Raw genomic sequence first — 19,200 nt, forward strand, 5'->3', positions numbered from 1 at the left:
CGACCAGAAAGAACCTCGGAGAACCCGCCACCGGGACGGCCACCCGGGATACCGGCCTGCCCGAATCCGGAAACCCACCACAAAAGCAATCACACCGCGTGATCAAAGATCACGCGGTGGATCGAGGCTGAAGTGCGAGGGCTTCAACTTCGCCGGCTCGGTCAAATTGAAGGCCGCTGCCGAGATGGTGGAAACCGCCGAGCGAGAAGGAGTCCTGACCCCCGGTTCGACCCTCGTGGAGTCCTCGTCCGGAAACCTGGGCGTGGCGCTGAGCGTGATCGCGGCGAGCAAGGGTTACCGGTTCGTCTGTGTGACCGACTCGCGCTGCAATCTGGCGACCCGGTTGATGATGGAGGCGCTGGGCAGTGAGGTCCACGTCATCACCGGCCACGAGGACAACGGCAGCTTCCTCACGGCACGGCTCGACTACGTACGCCGGCTGTGCGCGGAGGACCCGCGGTACGTGTGGCTCAGCCAGTACACCAATCCGGCCAACTGGCGTGCCCACTACAACCGTACGGCTCCGGCCATCGCCCGCGCCTTCCCCCGGCTGGACGTCCTGTTCGTGGGGGCCGGAACCACCGGCACCCTCATGGGCTGTGCCCGCTGGTTCAGCCAGTGGCACCGTGCGGTGACCGTCGTCGCCGTGGACAGCGTCGGATCCGTGACGTTCGGCGGAGCGCCGGGGCGCCGCATGATCCCCGGCCTGGGCATGAGCGTTCGCCCTCCGCTGCTCGACGAGTCCTTCGTGGACGAGGCGGTGTGCGTCGAGGAGAAGGAAACCATCCGCACCTGCCGTCTCCTCGCCCGACGGGGTTTCCTGTTCGGCGGCTCGACCGGCACGGTGGTCGGCGGCGCGACGCAGTGGCTGGCCCGGCACGACACCACGGGCCTGACCGCGGTCGCCATCGCCCCGGACCTCGGCGAGCGCTACCTCGACACGATCTACCAGACCAACTGGGTGGAGGGCCTCTTCGGCGAGGACACGGGGCTCCAACTCCTCGGCCCCGACCCCCTCGACGCCCCGTAGAAGCCCCGGGCGGCACGTTCTCGTGTCAGTTGGCCTTGAGGGGGTGGGCGGGGGTGAGGGCTGCGGCGATGCGCTCGGCGATCTTCTCGGCCTGGTTGCCCTCGGGGCTCTTGGGGCCCTTCGTCGTCGAGACGGCGAGGGAGATCTGTTCGGCCGGCAGGTAGGCCTGGATCGCCGCGTAGCCCGAGAAGGACGGGTTCGTCAGGATCCAGCCGTTGATGACGAGGACGCCGAATCCGAAGTGTGTGGCGGGGGTGTTCGTCAGGCAGACCGTGGCCGGGCAGTCGGCCGTGGCGTGGCCCAGGCCGACCGTGCCCGGGTCGAGCTGGGTCTTGAAGGACTGCGCGGACAGCAGCGCGCCGGTGCCGAGGCCGCGGGCGGAGCGGGTCAGGTCGCAGATGTCGCCGGTGAGGACGGCGCCGCGGGCGGTGGTCCAGGACGGGTTCCAGAACGTGGATTCCTCGTACTTGCCGCGTTCGGAGGTGAAGGCGTGCAGGACGGGGGCCGGGATATCGGGGGTGTACTGGTTGCTGGTGTGGTTCAGGCCGAGCGGGCCGAAGACGCGTTCGGTGAGCAGTCGTTGCAACGGCATGCCGCTGATCTTCTCCAGTGCGGCGCCGAGGAGCTGGAAGTTGGCGTGGGAGTAGCTCCAGTTGGTGCCGGGCTTGTAGAGGAGGGGCTGTGAGGTGGCGTACGCGTTCACGTCGTTCGCCGTCCACTCGCGGAAGGGGGCGGCTTCGAGGGCGGCGAGGAACTTCGGGTCGGTGACGTAGTCGTGGAGGCCCGACGTGGAGGCGCCGAGCATCCGCAGGGTGATCTCCGAGCCGTGCGGAAGGTCGGGCAACCACCGGGAGACCGGATCGTCCAGTCCGACTCTGCCCTGCTCGACGAGTTGGAGCAGGACGGTCGCCATGTAGGCGATGCCCACGGATCCCGTGCGGAAGTGCATCGACGGGCGGGCGGGGACGCCCGTCATCGACTCGCCGAGGGCCGTGGTGAGCACGTCCTTGTCGCCGGAGGCGACGCTCAGGATCACCGAGTTCAGGTCGAACTCCCGCCGTGCCTGTTCGGCGATGTCGAGGACCTGGCGTGCTTGGCCCTGGGCGGGGCCCGGCGAGGCGGCGCAGCCCTGCGGCGCGGTGGGGACCGAGGTGGCGGTCCCGGCCGGAACGACCGCGGCGAGCAGGCCGGCGAGGGAGAGCAATACCGTCCGAGTACGCCTCATCCTCACAGTGTGGGCGCGCACCCGAACGGGCGCATTCCGCCTGGAAACGCCCTGGTCGCGCACGGTCCGCGAACGAATCGTACGGGCAGGGAGCGGCCGGCCGCCGCCTGGGGACCTGCCGTGCCGTCGCCCGGCGGATCCTGCGAGGGTGGGCGGGTGACGGAGATCGAGGGTGGCGGGCCGGGCCCGGTCGGGCAGGGTGGCGGGGACGGCCGGGGCGGGGGCGAACGGCTGTACGCGTACCGGGTGCGTGGACGTGAACGCGGCGCGGTGGTGCTGTGGGTCGGCGGGCGGGGCGACGCGCCCGACCGGGTGTTCGCGCTGCCGGCGGTCGGACACCGCTGTCTGCCGGTGTTCGTGACCGCCCGGCGGGCGAGGACGTACGCGGATCGGCGGGGGCGCGGGCTCGCCGCCCACGAGGTCGGTCTGCTGGACCTGGCCAGGGTCCAGCACTGGCTGGACGATCCGGTGGGTCGCGCGGTGCCGCCGGGTGCGGTGTTGGAGGCGTGGAACTTCTTCGAGGATCTGGCCCGCGGCCTGGCCGCCACCGCTCGACTGCCCCGGCAGGAGGCGACCCACGACAACGCCTACGAGAAGTTGTTCGCGGGCCAGTGCTCCACGTGGACCCCCGAAGAGGAACGGGCGGTACGGGAACTCCTGGCCGCCGGCGTGGACCTGTGGAACTCCTGCCCGGTGGTCGTGAACCCCCTCGCGACCCCCCGTACCCGGGCGGTCGTCCGGGGTGCGGCGGCCACTCCCGGGGCCGGGTGAGTCGTACGCCCGCCACCGTGGTGCGCCCGCCCGACCGGGAGGGCGCACCGCCCGGAGGGCTCGGCGCGGCGGTACCGGGGGCGCCGCGGCAGCGCCACTACCCTCGGCTCATGGCAGACACCTTCGAGCACACACCTCAGGTCTGGACCGCCGGGCGCCTCCGGTCCGTTCTCGCGGGACTCCCCGACGACACCCCGATCCACGTCGGCGTGGCGGACGCACCGGGCGACTTCGACGCCTACGGCGAGTTCGTCCTGGTCGACGCCGAACCCGTGGAGGTGGACCTCACGGACCTCACGGACCTCACCGACTTCTCGTACTCCGCCGACTCCTCGGACTCGGGCCTCTCCCGGGGCGGCGACGCGGCTCCCGAGGTGCGGTTCACCCTCTTCGCCGACGCCAAGGCGGGTGTGTACCACCTCGACGTGGACTGACCCCGTCGCGCGCACTCCCCCAACCGCCCCGCCAGGTACGAAGCACCCCACCCGGCGGGGCTCTGCGCAGCTCAGGCGGAGGCGCCGCCGTCGATCACCAGGTCGGCGCCGACTACGGTGGCGGCGTCCGGCGAGGCCAGGTACAGCACGGCTGCCGCGATAACCTCGGTGGAGGACACCCGGCCCAGGGGCGACTCGTCCTCCATGCGCAGCGCGCGGCCCTCGTCGCTCTCACCCGGCCGCAGGGACATCCCGGTGGCCGACGGGCCGGGACTGACCGCGTTGACGCGCACCCCGTCGGCGATGTGGTCCAGCGCGGCGGCACGGGTCAGGGCGGAGACGGCGGCCTTGGTCGCGATGTAGCCCGCCGCTCCCTGGATGCGGGTGTGTGCGCCCAGGTTGGAGGAGATGTTGACGATCGCCCCGCCGGTGGGCTGACGACGCATCTGCGCGACCTCGGCCTGGAGGCCGAGCAGCACACCGGTCACATTCACGTCGAGCATCGTGCGCCACTCCTCCTCGGGCAGGTCGGCGACGGGCGCGCCGCCCCGGAAGACGCCCGCGTTGTTGACGGCCACGTCGAGGCCGCCGAAGCGTTCGACCGCACGGTCGACCAGGGCCCGTACGTCCTCGGAGCGGGTCACGTCCGCGGTGACCGCGACAGCGGTGCCCCCCTCCTTCTCGATGAGCGCGACCGTCTCCTCCAACGAGGCGGCCGTGCGGCCGGCCGCGACCACGGCGGCCCCTTCGGTGGCGAAGGCGAGGGCGACGGTCCGGCCTATGCCGGAACCGGCGCCGGTGACGAGCACGGTCTTGCCGGTGAAGCGTGTGGACATGGGAGTGAGACTCCTTGTCGAGTGATCGGATGGCTGTTATTTGACCAAACGTTCCAGAATGAGGGCAAGGGGAAACCCCGCCCGGGGGGCGCTCAGTCGAGCAACTCCAGCGCCTGCTCGGCCGCGTCGCGCACCCGCGCGGGATCGCCGGAGGCCTTGCCGACGACGCGCAGGCCCTGCATCAGCACCAGCAGCATCCGCGCGAGCGCGCGCGGGTCACGTCCCTCGGGCAGCTCGCCCTGGGCGCGGGCCCGCGTGAGTGCCGAGTGCAGCAGGGTCTCGACGTGGCTCCAGCTCGCCTCGACCCGGCGGGCGGCTCCCGCGTCGTGCGCCCCCAACTCGGCGGCGGTATTGGTGATGAAGCATCCGTCGAGGCGTCCGTCGTCGGAACCGGCCTCGTCGGCGAAGCGGCGTACGACCGCGCGCACGGCCGGCAAGGCCGGTCCCGGCTGGGACAGTTCGCTCAGGAGCCCCGGGTCACGGTGCTCCGCGTACCGATCCAACGCCTTCATGTACAGGGTGCGCTTGTTCCCGAAGGTGGCGTAGATGCTGGCCCGCCCGACGCCGAGGTGTTCGACGAGGTCCGCCATCGACGTCGCCTCGTAGCCGCGCCGCCAGAACAGCTCCAGGGCTGCCTGCAACGCGACGTCCGGATCGAATTCCTTGGTTCTGGCCACGTCGGGGAGCCTAGATCATTCTGAAATGATCGGTCAAGTATGTTCCGTCCGGCTCGCTTTGCACGGGGAGGTACCCCGGATGGTGCGCCGGCCTCGTGCCGCCGACCCGACGGGCCACTCATTCGGCCCAGCAGAGCGCGCCCTCCCCCGCTGCCGGCGCTTGACTGGCTGTCGGGGTCGGCTCGTCCTGCGGCGTGATGGGAGGTGTCATGTCGTGGAAGGAACGACTGCGTGGCCTGCACGTCCGGATCGAGGGACGGTTCCCCGTCGTCACCGAACTGACGGGCCGCCTCCTGTCGACGAACCTCCTGGACGGGGCGACCCGGCTCGCTTCCCGGGCCTTCCTGGCGTCCGTGCCGCTCCTGTTCGCCGTGCCGCCTTCGCACCCCAGGGCGTACGCGATCAGTTGCGGGCGTCGTTGCGGACCATGTTCGGCCTGACCGGCCAGGCCGACGCGCAACTCCAGCAGGTGTTGGGCTCCTCCACCGGCAACAACCTGCGCGAGACCACGGGCGTCGTCGGCCTGCTGATGGCCCTGATCTCGGCCACCAGTTTCAGCCGGGCCATGGCCAGGGTCTGCGAACGCGCCTGGCAACTGCCGAAGTCGCGTACCCGGATCGCCGCCTGGCGCTGGTTCGCCTGGCTCCTCGCCCTGCTGCTCGTGGTCTTCATGGAGGGCCCGATTCGCGAGGGGTTCGGGGCGGGCCTGTGGATCGGCATCCCCCTGACCTTCCTCCTCGGCGTCGGCGTGGGGATGTGGACCCAGCACCTGTTCCTCGCCGGCCGGATCGGCTGGACGGCCCTGCCGCCCGGCGCCGTACTCGCCTCGATCGCCACGACCGTGCTGTCGCTGAGCGCCACCCTGTACATGCCGGCCGCCCTGAACCGGGCGCTGAACGAGTACGGCTCCCTCGGACTGGTGCTGACCCTCCTGTCCTGGCTCATCGCGATCTGCGCCGCCGTCACGTTCGCCTTGACCATCGGCGCGGTCCTGGCGCAGGAGCCGCCGCTGAATCGCTTTCTCACGACCGATCGGAGAAGTCCGTGACGCACGCCCAGGACGCGGAAGTCGCCCGCTTGCGGGCCCAGGTGGCGGAGTTGTCCCGTCCGCACCGGAAACTGCGTTCCGCCCTGTCCGCCATCCTCATGGTGCTCGTCCTCGTCCTCACTCCCCTGGCCGTCGTCGCCTCGTGGACGTCCTCACTGCTGGGCGACACCGACCGCTATGTCGCCACCATGGGCCCGCTCGTCGACGACCGGGCCGTCCAGGAGGCCGTGGGCGCTCGCGCGGCGCAGGCCGTGACCAAGCACCTGGACCTGGACACGCTGCTTCAGGAGGCGGCGCCGGAGGACCGGCCGATGCTCTCGAAGGCCCTGGGCAAACTGGGGTCGCCGATCGAGGGCGCCGTGGCGAGTTTCGTCGGCAAGGAGGCCACGAACGTCGTCGCCAGTTCCTGGTTCCAGACCTTCTGGACGGACGCCAACCGGCGCATCCACGCCGCCATGGTCAAGGCGCTCACGGGACAGGGCGGCGGCGCCGTGAAGGTGACCGACGACGCCGTGACCATCGACCTCGCCCCGGTGATCGACCAGCTGAAGCAGCGACTGGTCGACGCCGGTCTCGGCGTCGCGGCGAAGGTCCCGGAGATCCACACCGATTTCACCGTCGTCCAGTCGAAGGACGTCAAGAAGGCCCAGACCGGCTTCCGGCTGCTGCAGATCCTCGGTACCTGGCTGGCCGTGGTCGTGGTGCTGATCGCCGCCCTGGCCGTGTGGCTGGCCCGGCGCCGTCGGCGGGCGCTGACGACCGTCGCGCTGCTGATCGCCGCCGGCGCGCTGCTGCTGGGCCTGGGCCTGGTGATCGCCCGGGCCCTGTACCTGGACAAGCTGCCCGCGGGGGTCTCCGCCGACGCGGCGGCCGCCGTGTTCGACCAGCTCGTGCGCTTCCTGCGGACCGCCGTGCGGTCGGTCGCCGTGCTCGGTGTGGCGGTCGCCCTGGGGGCCTGGCTCAGCGGCCCCGGTCGCCGCGCCGCCCAGGTGCGCCACCTGTGGTCGGCGGGGATCGACGCCACGCGGGGAGCCGCCGAACAGATGGGGATGCGGCTGGGCCCGGTCGGGCCCTTCGTACACCGCTGGAAGCGCCGGCTGGTCCAGGCGGTCCTGGCGGTGGGCGCCCTGACGCTCGCCTTGTGGTCCTATCCCACCGGATGGGTCGTCGTCGGCATCGTCCTGGCGGTCCTGTTCGCCATCACGGTGATCGAGTTCCTCGACACGAGGCCGGTGTCCCCCGCGCATCGCGAGGCGGCGGGACGGACGGGACCTGCGGGGCCGGCGGGACCGGCGGAGGCACCGGGAGCACCGGGAGCTTAGGGATGTGTACGGTGGCGCGCCGGCGGAGCAGGCACGAGGCGGGTGGGCCGGTCGGTGGGCCGGTGAGCCTCACCCGTCCGGCCCGCCTGCCCTGCGGATGCCGTCGGGTGGACCGAACCTGATGAGGACCGTCACCGGCAGTGGCTACACGGAGGGGGCTCGGCAGTCTTGACAGAGTCGCAGCGACAACCGACCCTCCGTCAGGCCCTCACCGCACCGGGGACGATACGACTGCTCCTGGCGTCCGCGCTCGTCGGCATCCCCGTCTCGCTGATCGCCTTCGGCTTCATCAGCCTCGAACACAAGCTCCAGCACTGGGTGTGGGAGTCCGCGCCCGAGGCACTCGGCTATGTCGTGTCACCGTGGTGGTGGGGCCTGCCCACGCTGGCCCTCGCCGGACTGCTGGCCGCGCCCGTCATCACCAGGATGGCCGGCGCGGGTGGTCACGTACCCGTCTTCGGAATCGGCGGGGCGACGACCACGCCCCGCGAGCTGCCGAGCGTCGCCCTGGCCGCGCTGGTCTGCCTCCCCCTCGGTGTGATCCTCGGACCCGAGGCCCCCCTCATGGCACTGGGCAGCGGCATCGCGCTGATCTGCATCCGTGCCACACAGCGCGCCGCCCAGCCCCAATTGACGGCGGTGCTCGGCATGGCGGGTTCCACCGCCGCCATCAGCACCATCTTCGGCAGCCCGCTCATCCCGGCCGTGATGGTGCTGGAGGCCGCCGGGCTCGGCGGCGTACGGCTGGTCGTACTGATCCTGCCCGCCCTGGTCGCCAGCGGCGTCGGCGCCCTGGTGTTCACCGGATTCGGGCACTGGACCGGGCTCAGCATCGGTTCGCTGGCCCTCCCGTACAAGCCGCCCACGGGGCTGCTGGACGCCGCCGACTTTCTGTGGGGCATCCCCATGGCCGCCCTGATCGGAGCGCTCGTCGCCGCCGGGAAGCTCCTCGGTCTGCGGACCCACCGATGGGTGGGTGCCTCCGCGGTCCGGATCATTCTGTGCGCCCTGGCCGTCGGCGTCTCCATCACCGCCTACGCCCTGGCCACCGGGCGTTCCCCGGGCGAGGTGGCGCTGTCCGGCCAGATCGTGATCGGTGCGCTGGCGGCCGACCCGGGGGCCTGGGCGGTGGGCTCGCTGGTGGCCCTGGCCGTGTTCAAGCTGATCGGCTGGGGCATCGCGCTGGGCAGCCTCCGCGGCGGTCCCATCTTCCCGGCCATCACCATCGGGGCCGCGGTCGGTATCGCATGCGGCAGCCTTGCCGGCTTCGGCATGGCCCCCGCCCTGGCCGCCGGCATCTGCGCCGCGGGAGTCGCGGCCACCCGCCTGCCGGTCACCGGCGTCGTGCTGGCCGCCGCCCTGCTCGGCAAGGACGCGGCCACGCTGATGCCGCTGATGGTGATCAGCTCGGTCACGGCGTTGCTCATCGAGGTCATGCTGGACCGCCCGCGGGCGTCCGGTGTGGAGATCGACGTGGGCGGCGCGAAGACCGGATGAGGATCCGGCCGCCGCGCCGCCCCGCCGCCGACCGCGGACCACGGACCGCGGACCGCCAGCCGGCGACGACGGTTTCCGGCCCCGTGGCGGGCGTCCGGTGTCAGCCCGCGGGCGCCGAGGACGACGCGGCCGGCCAGCAGTACGAGCCAGGCGGCGATCACCCACACCGGGTGACGGGCGCAGAAGGCACCGAGCGCGCCCGGGCGGGAGGAGCGGGCTCGGGGCCGGGGACGCCGGGGGAACTGCACATCGACTCCAAGAGAGAAGTGGCAGGACTGACACGAACCAACCTTGTACCAAGTGGCAGAGCTGACAATTGACAGGGGTGCCGTCATTGCTAGGCTTCATACATGCCTCAAGACCCCGACGAGTCCGGACTGCGCGAGCGCAAGAAGGAACAGACCCGCCGCCTGTTGCGCGAGGGCGCCGCCACCCTGTTCGCCGCCCACGGCTTCGCGGGGACGACCGTCGCGGACATCGCCGCCCACGCGAACGTCTCCGAGCGGACCTTCTTCCGGTACTTCGACAGCAAGGAGGCCCTGCTCCTGCCCGACAGCGCCGACCTGTTCCGTCACGTCGAGTCGGAACTGACCGCCCGCCCCGCGGACGAGGAGCCGCTGGACGCGGTGTTCAACGCGCTGCTCTCGGCGGTGGCCCCGTTCGCGGCCTCAAGCCTCACCGCCCTGACCCACTCCATCGAGGGCGCCGAGGTGCTGGTGGCCGCCCGGCTCGTGCAGGCGTTCACCGAGTTCGAGGACCGGCTGACGCTCCTCGTGCTCCGACGGCTCCCCGACGGCACGCCGGACGCCGACCTGCGCGCCGCCGTGATCGCCGGCGCGGCCATGTCCACCGTGCGCGCCGTCCTGCGCACCCAACGCAGGCGGCGCCAGAGCGACGCCGTCGCCCCGACCCCTCCCTCCCCTCTCCTGCTCCAGGCCTTCGGGATGCTGAAACAGATCGGAACCGCCGCTTCATGAAGCTCCGCCGCACCCCAGTCCTCGTCACCGCCGGACTCACCGTGGTCCTCGCCGCGGCGACCGGAACGGCCAACGCCGTCGTGAAGCACTCCGCGCAGCAGCGCATCGAGGAGAAGGCGGCGTGCCGGCTCCAGGCCGACGGGGCCGTCAGCGCGGAGCTGACGGACTCGTTCGCGGGTCTGCGCTCGCTGACCGGCGACGTGGGGGCGGTCCACGTCTCGGCCCGGGGCGTACACCGCGCGGACACCGAGATGGACGTCGAGGCCGACCTCTACGACGTCACGACCGACGGGGCCGTCGGCGGCGGCCGCGCCACGGCGCGCGTCTCGTACGGGACCCTCCAGAAGCGCCTCGCGTCCACGGAGGCGGGCATGAAGGTGGGCGGCGACGCGAACGGTCTCACCCTCACCGGCAGTGTCGGGGACCTCGGCCTCCCGGTCACCGTTCACACGCGGCTCGCCACCACGGCGACCAGCCTGACCCTGACGCCGACCACGGTCTCCGTCCTGGGGCGCGACCTGCCCGTCGACACCCTGGGCTCGCTGCCCGTCGCGGGGGGCCTCGTGGACCGGATCGCCGAACGGCTCGCCCCCCGGACCATCGACATCGACGACCTGCCGGCGGGAGCCCGTCTCACCGCCGCCCGGCCGACCGCCTCGGGGCTGGAGCTGAACTTCTCGCTGTCCTCCGAGTCGATACAGGTGAAGTCCGCGGACGGCGACCGGGCGAGTTCCGCGGGGGCCGACCGCTGCTCGGAGAAGTAGCCCCGCGGCGCGGAGAAGTAGCCCCGCCGCGCGGGCGTCGGCGGCCGGCCGGCCGTGATCCGCGGCCGATCAGGGCGACGGCGGTTCGGAGGCCTTCGCCTTCGCTTCGAGCAGGTCGCCGTACCCGGCAGCCGTCCAGACGTGCCGGCGGAACCGCTCCGGTGACACCGGGTGCGGCCACGGGTCTCCGGAGGCCGAGAACACGCCCCGGCAGGTGGGGCAGTAGCGCGCGTCGTCGGTGAGCTCGGCCGCCCCGGCGGCGCCCGCCAGCACCCTGCGCGCGTCCCGGTTCTCGCCGCGGACGATCGCGATGGTCGCCGCGAGGATCAGCACCGCGGCGACGGCGCCCACGGCCGTGAGCCACGGCAGGTTCCGGTCGTCGGCCGCGTACGCGCCGGCCGCGGCGGCCATCCCGGCGATGACGATGCCCTCCGCGAGGTGCGTACAGCCCTCGCCCGTGTGCTCCGGTGCCGACGCGAGCCTCGTCGCCAGGTCCTCGCGCCGCCCGCTCCGGTCCGTGCGCGCCCGCTCGACCGGCACGTGCTCCGACGTCCCGCACCCCGGGCACGGCACCGGCCTGTTCGATTCTCCCCTTGTCATCCGGACATGATGACCCGCCGCACCACGACACCCGAAGGCCACCGGTCCCCCGCGCCCTCACGTGCGAGCCGACGGTCCGGCGCGGGCGACCGTGGGAGGTGGGGGTGCTCCCGGGGAGACGATCATGGGCGTTCGCGATCGCTTCGGTGCCCGCGGCTTCGGTGCCCGCTGTGTGGGGGTCCTCGCCGCCCTGACGGCGGACGGCCGCGTTCACCCTCGGGTACAACAGCGGGGACCCGCTCCGGTGCGCACGCCAGTACTGGGTCACCGAGACTTGGGAGTAGGACGCCACGAGGACGCCACGTACGATGCGGATCCGGCGGCGGCCGCCCGGCACGGGGCCGCGCTCCGGGTTCCGGGTGCCGTCACTCGCACCTTCCGCAACCGAGAGGACAGCGATCGTGGGCCGATCCCCAGCCGTGGGCCAAGTGGTGGACGACTTCCGGCTGCCGGGAGGTGAACTGACCGGGGAGGAGTTCGTCCGCACCGAGTACTCCTTGGGCGGCCACCGAGGGAGCCCGGTCGTCCTGGCCTTCTATCCCGGCGACAACACCCCCGTGTGCACGACCCAGTTGTGTTCCTACTCCGACGGACTGGAATCCCTGGGAGCCGGCGGGGCCAAGGTCTGGGGCATCAGCCCCCAAAGCGTCGACAGCCACGAGGACTTCGCGCGCTCCCGCGGACTGCGCCTGCCCCTGTTGGCCGACACCGACCGGACCGTCGCCCGCGCCTTCGGGATCACCGCACCCCTCATCGGCCTGCGCCGGGCCGTGTTCATCGTTGCCCCCGACGGCACCCTGCACTGGAAGCACGTCACCGCGGTCGGCGCCAGCTTCCCGCCGGCGGACACCATCACCGAACAGCTCTCCCGCATCGGGGCGAGCTGACGGACCCGTGAGGGCTCCGGTCCGGGCGGGTCCGGGATGCGCCGACCCCGCTTCGGCAGGCCTTGTTCGCGGGCGGTTACGTCCGCGGGCCGGACCCCCGCCATCCCGGGGTCAGACCTCGCAGAGGGCGCGCGTCGCCACTTCCCAGGCGGCCGTGACGGCGTGTCGGGCGTGGGCGGTGGCCTCGCCGGTGTCGGCGGGAAGGCTTCGCGGGGTGCCGACGTGGACGTGCAGGCGGGGTCGGCGGACCGGCGCGGTCAGCAGGCCGGCCAGTTGTTTGCCGGTGCTGCCCGAAGTGATCCGGCGGGCTCCGGCCTGGCCGAGCGGGACGAGCGGCACCCCGGCGGCTCGCGCCAGGCGGGCCGGGCCGCTGCGGAAGCCTTCCGGCGGCTCCTCCCCCGAGTCCGGGCGCAGCGGCAGGCGGCCTTCCCCGTAGACCAGGACGTGCCGGCCGGCGCGCAGTGCCTCGACCGCCGCTTCCAGGGCCTCCGAGGCCCGCGCCGTGCCCCGGCGTACGGGTACGTGTCCCTCGCGCGTCAGCGACCAGCCGAGCAGCGGGATCCGCCACAGGCCCGCCGTGGCGAGCACCACCGGTTCGGTGCCCAGGCGGCGCAGGGCCGCCATGACGACGGCGGGGTCGGCCAGGCTGGTGTGGTTGGCGACGATCACCGCTCCCCCGGCAGGCAGCGACGGAACGTCGGCCGTGACGGTCAGGCGTCCGAACACGGGCACGACGGCGGAGGCGAGGCGACTGAGCACGCTGGTGCCTTTCACGTGGGCTTCTTGCGGTGCTTCCATGGTCGGCCGCGGTGGGGCCCGCGTCGTGAGCGCGGGTACTCATCCTCGTCTGAGCACCACCGCTCCCCGGCAGCGCGTACCGGCGGCAGTCGCTCGACGAAGCGCCGGCGAACCTCAGGTCGGATGACCATCCGTCCATCCGACCGGCCGCGTGCGGGTCTGCCCCGAACGGGGGACCGTTTTCGCCCACACCGGGGATCTTGACCCCGACGAGGGGTGAAGCACCCTCCGGACGCGTTGCCTCCCCGGGGGGCCGGACCGTTGTCGGTTCGTGAGTACAGCAACGAGCAGCCCGATACTGGCCCACACGACCCCCCACGACGCCGGCGCCGACAGTGCGCCCTGCGCCATAACGGTCCACTCCCGGGGCAACGTCCTGACCATCGCCCCGACGGGCGAGATCGATCACCACACCGCCCGGCCCCTGCGCGTGACGCTCGCCCTGGCCGCCGCCCACGGCTACACCGGGCTCGTCCTGGACACCTCCCGCGTCACCTTCGCCGACTCCGGTCTCCTGCGCGTCCTGGACGAGTGGTGCAGGCACGGGCGTCGCCTGAGGATGGTGAACCAGTCCAAGGCCGTACAACGCCTCCTGGCCGCGGCGGCGGCGACGGGACCGGCGGTGCCCTCCCCGTACGGCGGCCTCCGCCGGAAACCGGGGGACGGCGCGGAGCGCGCGGCACCCTCCGGCCCGCCGGACCGACCAGGCCCCGCGGGGGAAGCGACACCGCGGTGACGTTCATACTCCTGACCGTCACCCCGATGCTCCTCGCCGTCCTCCTGCTGCGAGGGGAGCCCGGTCGGCAGCGGCGTCGACGTCGTACCGCCCTCGCACCACACCTCGACCGTACGGCCGGGCCGCGGAGGCAGCACCGACCCGCCCTGACCTGACCCCGAGCCGGTCCGCCCGCCCCGCGAGAACACGGGGCGGGCGGACCCGGGGGCCCGGCGGCGCGAGCCAGGGGATCTAGTGCTGTGGCCGGAAAGGTTTGCCGGGTCGCGGTGTCCGGTGCGGTGCATCGCAAGGCGGAGGACTGCCGCTTGTACTGGACGTACTCGGGCGGTTCGACAACGCGGCGAGGTGCCGTGCCGGGCGCCGTGACACGGTGAACCTTTCCGGTCACAGCACTAGGGGATCCGGCCGCCGCCCCGGACGCCGATCAGGTAGTCGGCCTCTTCCGCCAGCCGCGCCCGCCGCTCGTCCGTCCCGGCGCGTTCGAGTTCTCCCCGCAACGCCTGTTCGGTCCGCAGGACGGTCGCGCGCGGGATCGGGATCCGCTGTCCGGGCTTCTCCGTGAACGGCGCCAGTTCGGAAGCGAGGGTCTGCGCGTCCGGCGAGGAGCCCCGGCGCAGCGAGAGGAACACCCGGGCCAGCCAGTCGGCCGGAATCTTCACCATGAGATCTGTCATGCATGGGCAACGAACGGCCACCCGCCCCGTGACACCCCCTCCCTCGCACGGAGCAACGGGGCGAGCCGACCGGGGCGGCCCACCGGGCATCGCGAGGGCCGTCCACCGACCCCCTTCGAACGGTTGTTGCCTTGCGCGCAGGCCGGTCGGGTGAGTTCACCGTCTCCCATGGACACGAGCACGACGTCGATCGAGGCCTTCTGGCCGACTCGCCGTGTCCGCCTGTTCGACGAGGCTTGTCGGTAGGTCACGCGCGCGTGTTCCCGTCCGCGTGCGTGGCCGTTCCGCGTCCGAACCCGCCCGGTTCACGCGGTGGCCCGGGTGGGTCCCCCCCTCGGCACGACAAGGATCCGAACATGTCCGTCACGATCAGCTGCTCGCCAACAACGCCGTCTACGCGGGGAACTTCACCGGCCCGCTCCCGCTGCCTCCGGCCAAGCACGTGACCGTGGTCGCCTGCATGGACGCGCGGGCCAGTGAGGCGTTCACCGACCTCGACGTGGACGTGCGGCAGTCGGTGGGTCGGATCGAGGCCGATCCGTTCGTCGTGCACAAGGAGAACATCCGCGGGTTCGTCTTCGACGTCGCGACCGGAAGCTCAACACGACGGGCACAGGACGGGCGCGCGGCGGGCGTCTATCCGAACCAGACGAGGTCCAGGACCGAGAGGCGTCCGGCTTCCCGGTTGATCCGGTAGATGACGCTCAACCGTCCGATGGAGGCGGACCGGACGTCTTCCCCCGCGGGATCCCCCGCGTCCCACTGCGGCCAGCCCCAAGGGGTTCGGGCGGCGATGTCCAGCACGTCGCGCGCCATCTCGCGGGCGTGGGAGGGCAGTCCGGCGAGCACCGTCGCCGCCTGCGGGGAGAGCCGGGCCGGCCATGGCGCACCGATCACGGTCGGGCTCCGATGACGTCTTCGAGCGCGATGTGGTCGGAGTCGTCCATGCCGGACGCGATGAAGGCGTCGACGGCCGGGGCCGAGTCGAGCCGGCTGCGCCAGGCGCGCACGACATCGTGCAGCGGGGTGAGGGTGTAGCTGTGGCGGGAGTCCTCCAGCGCCTTGGCCCAGTCCCGTTCGAAGGCCGGCTCCCACCGTTGTGCCCGGTGGTCGGCGCGGATCCGGGCGAGGAGTTGGGCGGCCGCGGCCGGTGGGGGCGGTGGGACGGACACGTACTCGGGCTGTGCGCTCACGGTTCCTCCAGCGGTCTCTTCGCCACGGTACGCGGCCGGCCGGTCAAAGGAGGTGGGCATCCGGGGATCCGCCGAGCGGCGGGCGGTTCACCGGTCCGCGTACGCAAGGCGAAGAGAAGAGCGCGAAACCTTATATTCATTGCATGATCATGAACACCACCTTTCATCCATCGAGATGAACTCGCAAACGATCTACGATTCGGAGGCACGTTCGTTTCACCCCCTCGCCCGGATCCAGAAGCAGCTCAAGCGATAACCGCCGGCGTGGAACTGCGCGACGTGCACAAGGAGTTCCCCAGTGGGACGCGCGCCGTCGACGGCGTGAGCCTGTCGGTCGAGGCCGGCGCCGTGTTCGGGGTGGTCGGGCACAGCGGGGCGGGCAAGTCCACCCTGTTGCGGCTGGTCAACGGCCTGGAAGAGCCCACGTCCGGCAGCGTGCTGGTGGACGGCCAGGACCTCGCCACCCTCGGGGAGCGCCGACTGCGCCCCATCCGACGGGACATCGGCATGATCTTCCAGCAGTTCAACCTCTTCCGCTCCCGCGCCGTCCTCGGCAACGTGCTCTACCCGCTGCGTCGGCCGGTTCCGTTCATCATCGCGATCGTCGCCCTCGCGCCGGTCACCCGGGAGGTGGTCGGCACGATGATCGGCACGAACGCGGCGATCTTCCCGATGACGGTGGTCGCGACGTTCGGGGTCGCGCGGATCGTGGAGTCCAACCTGCTCTCCGTCGAGCCCGGGGTGATCGAGGCGGCCCGGTCCATGGGCGCGAGCCCCCTGCGCATCCTGCTCACGGTCCTCGTACCGGAAGCCCTGGGGCCGCTCGTCCTCGGCCTGACCTTCATGCTGGTCGCCCTGATCGACTTCTCGGCGGTGGGCGGGACCGTCGGCGGGGGCGGGGTGGGCAATCTGGCGATGACGTACGGCTACCTGCGCTTCGACACCTCGGTGATGGTCGTGACGGTGCTCGTGCTGATCGTGCTGGTCCAGTCGGCGCAGTTGCTCGGCAACCTGCTGTCGCGCAAGGTGCTGCGGCGCTGACGCGGTCCCGCCGGAATGCTCCCTGGCAGGGGCGTGCGCCTCGTACCGCGCTCCCGCCGTCTCGACCCGGAGTGTCGGGTCCCTGATCCGGCGACCGACGGCGCACCGGGCGACGACACGCACACCCCTTCGCCGCGGCCCGCGAGTGGCACCCGGCCTGTGACGTGATCGTACGCAAGGATGATCGTCGGGGCCCGCGAGGCCATGGCGGGACGCATCAGGTCTCATGACCAGGCCCGGTGACGGGCCGTACGAGGGAACGGTGACATCGGCATGACCCGCGACCAGCAGCTCGCCGAGGCCTTCGTCGGCCTGGGCGACACCCTCGCCGACGACGTCGACCCGCTGACCCTGCTGGACCGGCTCGTCCGGAACTGCGTGGCGCTGACCCCGGTCGACGCCGCGGCCGTGATACTCGCCAACGTACGCGGCCGGTTGCGCGCGGCGGCCGTCACCGACGACGGGGTCGAGGCGACCGAGCTCTTCCACCTCCACCCGGCACAGGGTCCCTGCGCCGACAGTTTCCGTCTGGGAGCGGCCGTTCACGCGCCCGATCTCGACGTCGACGCCGAGACCTGGCCGGAGGTGACACCGCTGGCCCGGAGGGCCGGGTATCGGGGAGCCCACGGACTGCCGTTGCGCGTGCGGGGCCAGAAGGTGGGCGCGTTGCACCTGTTGACGCGCGACACCACTGCGCTGACCGAGTCGGACGTCGCGCTGCTCCAGGCCATGGCCGACGTCACGCTCCACGCGGTGGCCATCTGGCGGGCGAATCCGCCGCGCCCGGCCGACGTGGTCACCAACACACAGGCCGCCCTCGCCACGAAGGCCGCCGTCGACACCGCGGCCGTGATGCTCGCCGCCGCCGGTTCCCTCGCCCCGCACGAGGCGCGCCAGGCGCTGCACACCTACAGTGCCCGTCGGGGCCAGCGCGCCGGCCGGGTGGCGCACGAGTTGATCCTGCGTGATCTGGACCCGCACGCCGTCGTCGCCGACACCTGAGCGGGCACCGGACACGGTCGGTGTCCCGGGCGCGGTACCGCGGAGAACGGGGTTCGTCGCGGTACCGCGCCCGGCCGGGGTCAGCGGCGCTCGGGCAGGTCCGCCTCGGCCGGAGTCATCGCGAGACCGCGCGCCTTGGCGGGCGGCGCGGTGGCCGGCTTTCCGCAGAACGCGGCTTCGAGCGTGCCGCCCAGCGCGGTGTTGGCGGCGCCCCTGTTCGAGGTGTTCGCCATCGCGGAGAGGCTGCGGCTGCCGTCCCGGGTGGTGAAGGCGTAGGTGTAGAAGCCCTGCACGGTGCCGGTGTGGCCGTACACGGAGGTCCCGCACGTGAGGTCGTAGCGGCGCAGGCCCAGCCCGTAGAAGCGGGTGTTGGTGGTGTCGGTCGGCGTCATGGTGATCATGGTGTCCAGCAGGGGCGCCGGCACCAGCTTGCCGCGCAGCAGGGCGGACATGAAGGTGCTCAGGTCGGCCTGGTTCGAGATCATCGCGCCGGCGGTCTGCGCCCAGGACACCGTCTGCTCGGTGGAGTCGACCAGCGGGGCCCCCTCCTGGTCCGGGTGGAGGTATCCGTGGGCGTGGGCGCCCTTGATCACCGTGGCGGGGTGGACGTAGGAGGTGTTGCGGAGCCCCAGCGGCTTGATGATGCGGCGCTGGTACTCCTTGGCCACCGGCTGTCCGGTGGCCTTCTCGATGAGCATCCCGACCACGACGAAGTTCGTGTTGGAGTACTTGTACGAGACGCCCGGTTCGGTCGTCCTGGGCTCGGCGAGGGAGAGGTCGACCAGCTCCTTGTACCCGAACACCTTGTTCCGGACGGACTCGAAGCCCGGCACGGTGTTCGCGAACATGACGTTCGTGTAGTCCGACAACCCGCTGCGGTGGGTGAGCAGGTGACGCACCGTGATCCGGTCGTCGGGGAGCAGGCCCGGCAGGTGGCGGTTGACCGGGTCGTCCAGGCCGATCCGTCCCTCGTTCACCAGTTGGAGGAGCACGACGGTGGAGAACGTCTTCGTGACGCTGCCGATCCGGAAGCGGGCCGCGGGGTCCATGGCCGCCCCGGTGGTCCGGTCCTGGACGCCCGCCACCCTGTTCACCACACCGGCCGGACCGGTGAAACGGGTCATCGCGCCGGGTGCGCCGGCGGCCAGGGTGTTGCGCAACACCTGCTCCAGGCCCGCCAGGTCGGGCGCCGGCGGCTGTGCGGCGGGGCGCGCGGCCGGGACGGCCGGTGCCGACGGGGCCGCGTGGGCGGTGGCCGCGGGCGCCAGACCCGCCACGACGGCAAGCAGGGCGGCACTGATGGTCAGGCGTCGATCAAGGGGCAGGCGCACGGGTTCCTCGACTCGTTCGTGATGGGAAAGCGGGCATGCGGGCATGCGAAGACGGACGTGCCGCGGGAGGGGGTCAACCTCCCTGACCGGCAACGGCTCTGAGCCTACGAAAGATCTTGGCTGGAGACAGCCACGAGAAGGGCCACAGCCCCGGGTTCGGAAGGCGATTTCCGGCCATGTCCGGGCGTCACCCTCCGGCGATCCCCACTCGGCCCGCGTTCCGCTTCGGACCGTTCACGGGCGGCGCCACCCTGTACGGGCACGGGACGACGGGCGCCAGTCGGGCTGCTCCGCACGGGTTCACTTTTCACCCCGTTCGGCCTCACATGCCCGAGTCATGATCATCATCCTGCCTTG

Annotated in this window: 22 protein-coding genes and 1 pseudogene; 14 read left to right on the forward strand and 9 right to left on the reverse strand. The window is 72.0% G+C overall.

The features are described 5' to 3' along the window. Positions 1-127: 127 nt before the first annotated feature. Positions 128-1,030, forward strand: a pseudogene (sbnA, locus tag OTB19_RS00005) (2,3-diaminopropionate biosynthesis protein SbnA); the annotation flags it as partial. 25 nt (positions 1,031-1,055) lie between these two features. On the opposite strand, the gene OTB19_RS00010 reads toward sbnA, so the two are convergent. Next, positions 1,056-2,255 carry a serine hydrolase domain-containing protein gene (locus tag OTB19_RS00010; protein WP_267795800.1) on the reverse strand — a complete coding sequence of 400 codons (1,200 nt, stop codon included), beginning with the start codon at positions 2,253-2,255 and terminating at the stop codon, positions 1,056-1,058. 156 nt (positions 2,256-2,411) lie between these two features. Between OTB19_RS00010 and OTB19_RS00015 the strand changes: the two genes are divergently transcribed. Both OTB19_RS00015 and OTB19_RS00020 read left to right on the forward strand, forming a co-directional pair. Then, positions 2,412-3,026, forward strand: a complete 615-nt coding sequence (locus OTB19_RS00015) for a hypothetical protein (RefSeq protein ID WP_267795801.1) — start codon at positions 2,412-2,414, stop codon at positions 3,024-3,026. A 110-nt stretch (positions 3,027-3,136) separates the two neighbouring features. Further along, the gene (locus tag OTB19_RS00020; RefSeq protein ID WP_267795802.1) at positions 3,137-3,460 is read left to right on the forward strand and encodes a DUF6225 family protein; all 324 of its coding nucleotides are present in this window, start codon (positions 3,137-3,139) and stop codon (positions 3,458-3,460) included. A gap of 71 nt (positions 3,461-3,531) precedes the next feature. Here the strand turns inward: OTB19_RS00020 and OTB19_RS00025 are convergent, their stop codons facing one another. Together OTB19_RS00025 and OTB19_RS00030 are read right to left on the reverse strand one after the other, a co-directional pair. Then, on the reverse strand, positions 3,532-4,296 hold the full coding sequence (locus OTB19_RS00025; protein WP_267795803.1) for an SDR family NAD(P)-dependent oxidoreductase: 765 nt from the start codon (positions 4,294-4,296) through the stop codon (positions 3,532-3,534). A gap of 92 nt (positions 4,297-4,388) precedes the next feature. Beyond that, complete coding sequence (locus OTB19_RS00030) at positions 4,389-4,973, reverse strand: TetR/AcrR family transcriptional regulator (protein WP_267795804.1); 585 nt, start codon at positions 4,971-4,973, stop codon at positions 4,389-4,391. A gap of 209 nt (positions 4,974-5,182) precedes the next feature. Between OTB19_RS00030 and OTB19_RS00035 the strand changes: the two genes are divergently transcribed. The 6 genes from OTB19_RS00035 to OTB19_RS00060 all read left to right on the forward strand — a co-directional run bounded on the left by OTB19_RS00035 (position 5,183) and on the right by OTB19_RS00060 (position 10,581). After that, the gene (locus OTB19_RS00035; protein ID WP_267795805.1) at positions 5,183-5,413 is read left to right on the forward strand and encodes a hypothetical protein; all 231 of its coding nucleotides are present in this window, start codon (positions 5,183-5,185) and stop codon (positions 5,411-5,413) included. Further along, positions 5,401-6,021, forward strand: coding sequence for a ribonuclease BN (locus tag OTB19_RS00040; RefSeq protein WP_267795806.1), 621 nt, complete (start codon positions 5,401-5,403; stop codon positions 6,019-6,021). Before OTB19_RS00035 ends, OTB19_RS00040 begins: the two co-directional genes overlap by 13 nt. After that, a complete protein-coding gene (locus OTB19_RS00045) occupies positions 6,018-7,343 on the forward strand; it encodes a collagen-like triple helix repeat-containing protein (protein ID WP_267795807.1) in 1,326 nt (441 codons plus the stop codon). The genes OTB19_RS00040 and OTB19_RS00045 overlap by 4 nt, the downstream gene beginning before the upstream one ends. A gap of 168 nt (positions 7,344-7,511) precedes the next feature. After that, the gene (locus OTB19_RS00050) at positions 7,512-8,840 is read left to right on the forward strand and encodes a chloride channel protein (RefSeq protein ID WP_267795808.1); all 1,329 of its coding nucleotides are present in this window, start codon (positions 7,512-7,514) and stop codon (positions 8,838-8,840) included. 350 nt (positions 8,841-9,190) lie between these two features. Next, on the forward strand, positions 9,191-9,817 hold the full coding sequence (locus OTB19_RS00055) for a TetR/AcrR family transcriptional regulator (protein ID WP_267795809.1): 627 nt from the start codon (positions 9,191-9,193) through the stop codon (positions 9,815-9,817). Beyond that, on the forward strand, positions 9,814-10,581 hold the full coding sequence (locus tag OTB19_RS00060; protein ID WP_267795810.1) for an LmeA family phospholipid-binding protein: 768 nt from the start codon (positions 9,814-9,816) through the stop codon (positions 10,579-10,581). Before OTB19_RS00055 ends, OTB19_RS00060 begins: the two co-directional genes overlap by 4 nt. Positions 10,582-10,650: 69 nt before the next feature. Here the strand turns inward: OTB19_RS00060 and OTB19_RS00065 are convergent, their stop codons facing one another. Continuing rightward, entirely contained in the window at positions 10,651-11,181 is a 531-nt protein-coding gene (locus tag OTB19_RS00065) for a hypothetical protein (protein WP_267795811.1), read from the reverse strand. 401 nt (positions 11,182-11,582) lie between these two features. Between OTB19_RS00065 and OTB19_RS00070 the strand changes: the two genes are divergently transcribed. After that, positions 11,583-12,068 carry a peroxiredoxin gene (locus OTB19_RS00070; RefSeq protein ID WP_267795812.1) on the forward strand — a complete coding sequence of 162 codons (486 nt, stop codon included), beginning with the start codon at positions 11,583-11,585 and terminating at the stop codon, positions 12,066-12,068. Positions 12,069-12,179: 111 nt separating this feature from the next. Here the strand turns inward: OTB19_RS00070 and OTB19_RS00075 are convergent, their stop codons facing one another. Continuing rightward, entirely contained in the window at positions 12,180-12,827 is a 648-nt protein-coding gene (locus OTB19_RS00075) for a lysophospholipid acyltransferase family protein (protein ID WP_267795981.1), read from the reverse strand. A gap of 310 nt (positions 12,828-13,137) precedes the next feature. Between OTB19_RS00075 and OTB19_RS00080 the strand changes: the two genes are divergently transcribed. Both OTB19_RS00080 and OTB19_RS00085 read left to right on the forward strand, forming a co-directional pair. Continuing rightward, entirely contained in the window at positions 13,138-13,602 is a 465-nt protein-coding gene (locus OTB19_RS00080) for an STAS domain-containing protein (RefSeq protein ID WP_267795813.1), read from the forward strand. Further along, positions 13,599-13,757 carry a hypothetical protein gene (locus tag OTB19_RS00085; RefSeq protein ID WP_267795814.1) on the forward strand — a complete coding sequence of 53 codons (159 nt, stop codon included), beginning with the start codon at positions 13,599-13,601 and terminating at the stop codon, positions 13,755-13,757. The genes OTB19_RS00080 and OTB19_RS00085 overlap by 4 nt, the downstream gene beginning before the upstream one ends. Before the next feature lie 237 nt (positions 13,758-13,994). On the opposite strand, the gene OTB19_RS00090 is transcribed toward OTB19_RS00085, so the two are convergent. The 3 genes from OTB19_RS00090 to OTB19_RS00105 all read right to left on the reverse strand — a co-directional run bounded on the left by OTB19_RS00090 (position 13,995) and on the right by OTB19_RS00105 (position 15,469). Continuing rightward, on the reverse strand, positions 13,995-14,264 hold the full coding sequence (locus OTB19_RS00090) for a hypothetical protein (RefSeq protein WP_267795815.1): 270 nt from the start codon (positions 14,262-14,264) through the stop codon (positions 13,995-13,997). A 648-nt stretch (positions 14,265-14,912) separates the two neighbouring features. After that, positions 14,913-15,173 carry a hypothetical protein gene (locus OTB19_RS00100; protein WP_267795816.1) on the reverse strand — a complete coding sequence of 87 codons (261 nt, stop codon included), beginning with the start codon at positions 15,171-15,173 and terminating at the stop codon, positions 14,913-14,915. Further along, entirely contained in the window at positions 15,170-15,469 is a 300-nt protein-coding gene (locus OTB19_RS00105) for a DUF6247 family protein (RefSeq protein WP_267795817.1), read from the reverse strand. Before OTB19_RS00105 ends, OTB19_RS00100 begins: the two co-directional genes overlap by 4 nt. 264 nt (positions 15,470-15,733) lie before the next feature. Between OTB19_RS00105 and OTB19_RS00110 the strand changes: the two genes are divergently transcribed. After that, positions 15,734-16,510 (forward strand): ATP-binding cassette domain-containing protein, encoded by a 777-nt coding sequence (locus OTB19_RS00110; RefSeq protein ID WP_267795818.1) that lies wholly within the window; start codon positions 15,734-15,736, stop codon positions 16,508-16,510. A gap of 273 nt (positions 16,511-16,783) precedes the next feature. Further along, complete coding sequence (locus tag OTB19_RS00115) at positions 16,784-17,512, forward strand: GAF domain-containing protein (RefSeq protein WP_267795819.1); 729 nt, start codon at positions 16,784-16,786, stop codon at positions 17,510-17,512. A gap of 80 nt (positions 17,513-17,592) precedes the next feature. On the opposite strand, the gene OTB19_RS00120 is transcribed toward OTB19_RS00115, so the two are convergent. After that, on the reverse strand, positions 17,593-18,837 hold the full coding sequence (locus tag OTB19_RS00120) for a serine hydrolase domain-containing protein (RefSeq protein WP_267795982.1): 1,245 nt from the start codon (positions 18,835-18,837) through the stop codon (positions 17,593-17,595). Positions 18,838-19,200: the final 363 nt, after the last annotated feature.

This window comes from Streptomyces sp. H27-H5, assembly GCF_026627505.1.
Lineage (GTDB): Bacteria > Actinomycetota > Actinomycetes > Streptomycetales > Streptomycetaceae > Streptomyces.

Coding starts and splice junctions, on each gene's coding strand:
- OTB19_RS00010 (WP_267795800.1), bottom strand. CDS start 2,255: ATGAGGCGTACTCGGACGGTATTGCTCTCCCTCGCCGGCCTGCTCGCC.
- OTB19_RS00020 (WP_267795802.1), top strand. CDS start 3,137: ATGGCAGACACCTTCGAGCACACACCTCAGGTCTGGACCGCCGGGCGC.
- OTB19_RS00025 (WP_267795803.1), bottom strand. CDS start 4,296: ATGTCCACACGCTTCACCGGCAAGACCGTGCTCGTCACCGGCGCCGGT.
- OTB19_RS00035 (WP_267795805.1), top strand. CDS start 5,183: ATGTCGTGGAAGGAACGACTGCGTGGCCTGCACGTCCGGATCGAGGGA.
- OTB19_RS00040 (WP_267795806.1), top strand. CDS start 5,401: ATGTTCGGCCTGACCGGCCAGGCCGACGCGCAACTCCAGCAGGTGTTG.
- OTB19_RS00055 (WP_267795809.1), top strand. CDS start 9,191: ATGCCTCAAGACCCCGACGAGTCCGGACTGCGCGAGCGCAAGAAGGAA.
- OTB19_RS00060 (WP_267795810.1), top strand. CDS start 9,814: ATGAAGCTCCGCCGCACCCCAGTCCTCGTCACCGCCGGACTCACCGTG.
- OTB19_RS00065 (WP_267795811.1), bottom strand. CDS start 11,181: ATGACAAGGGGAGAATCGAACAGGCCGGTGCCGTGCCCGGGGTGCGGG.
- OTB19_RS00090 (WP_267795815.1), bottom strand. CDS start 14,264: ATGGTGAAGATTCCGGCCGACTGGCTGGCCCGGGTGTTCCTCTCGCTG.
- OTB19_RS00115 (WP_267795819.1), top strand. CDS start 16,784: ATGACCCGCGACCAGCAGCTCGCCGAGGCCTTCGTCGGCCTGGGCGAC.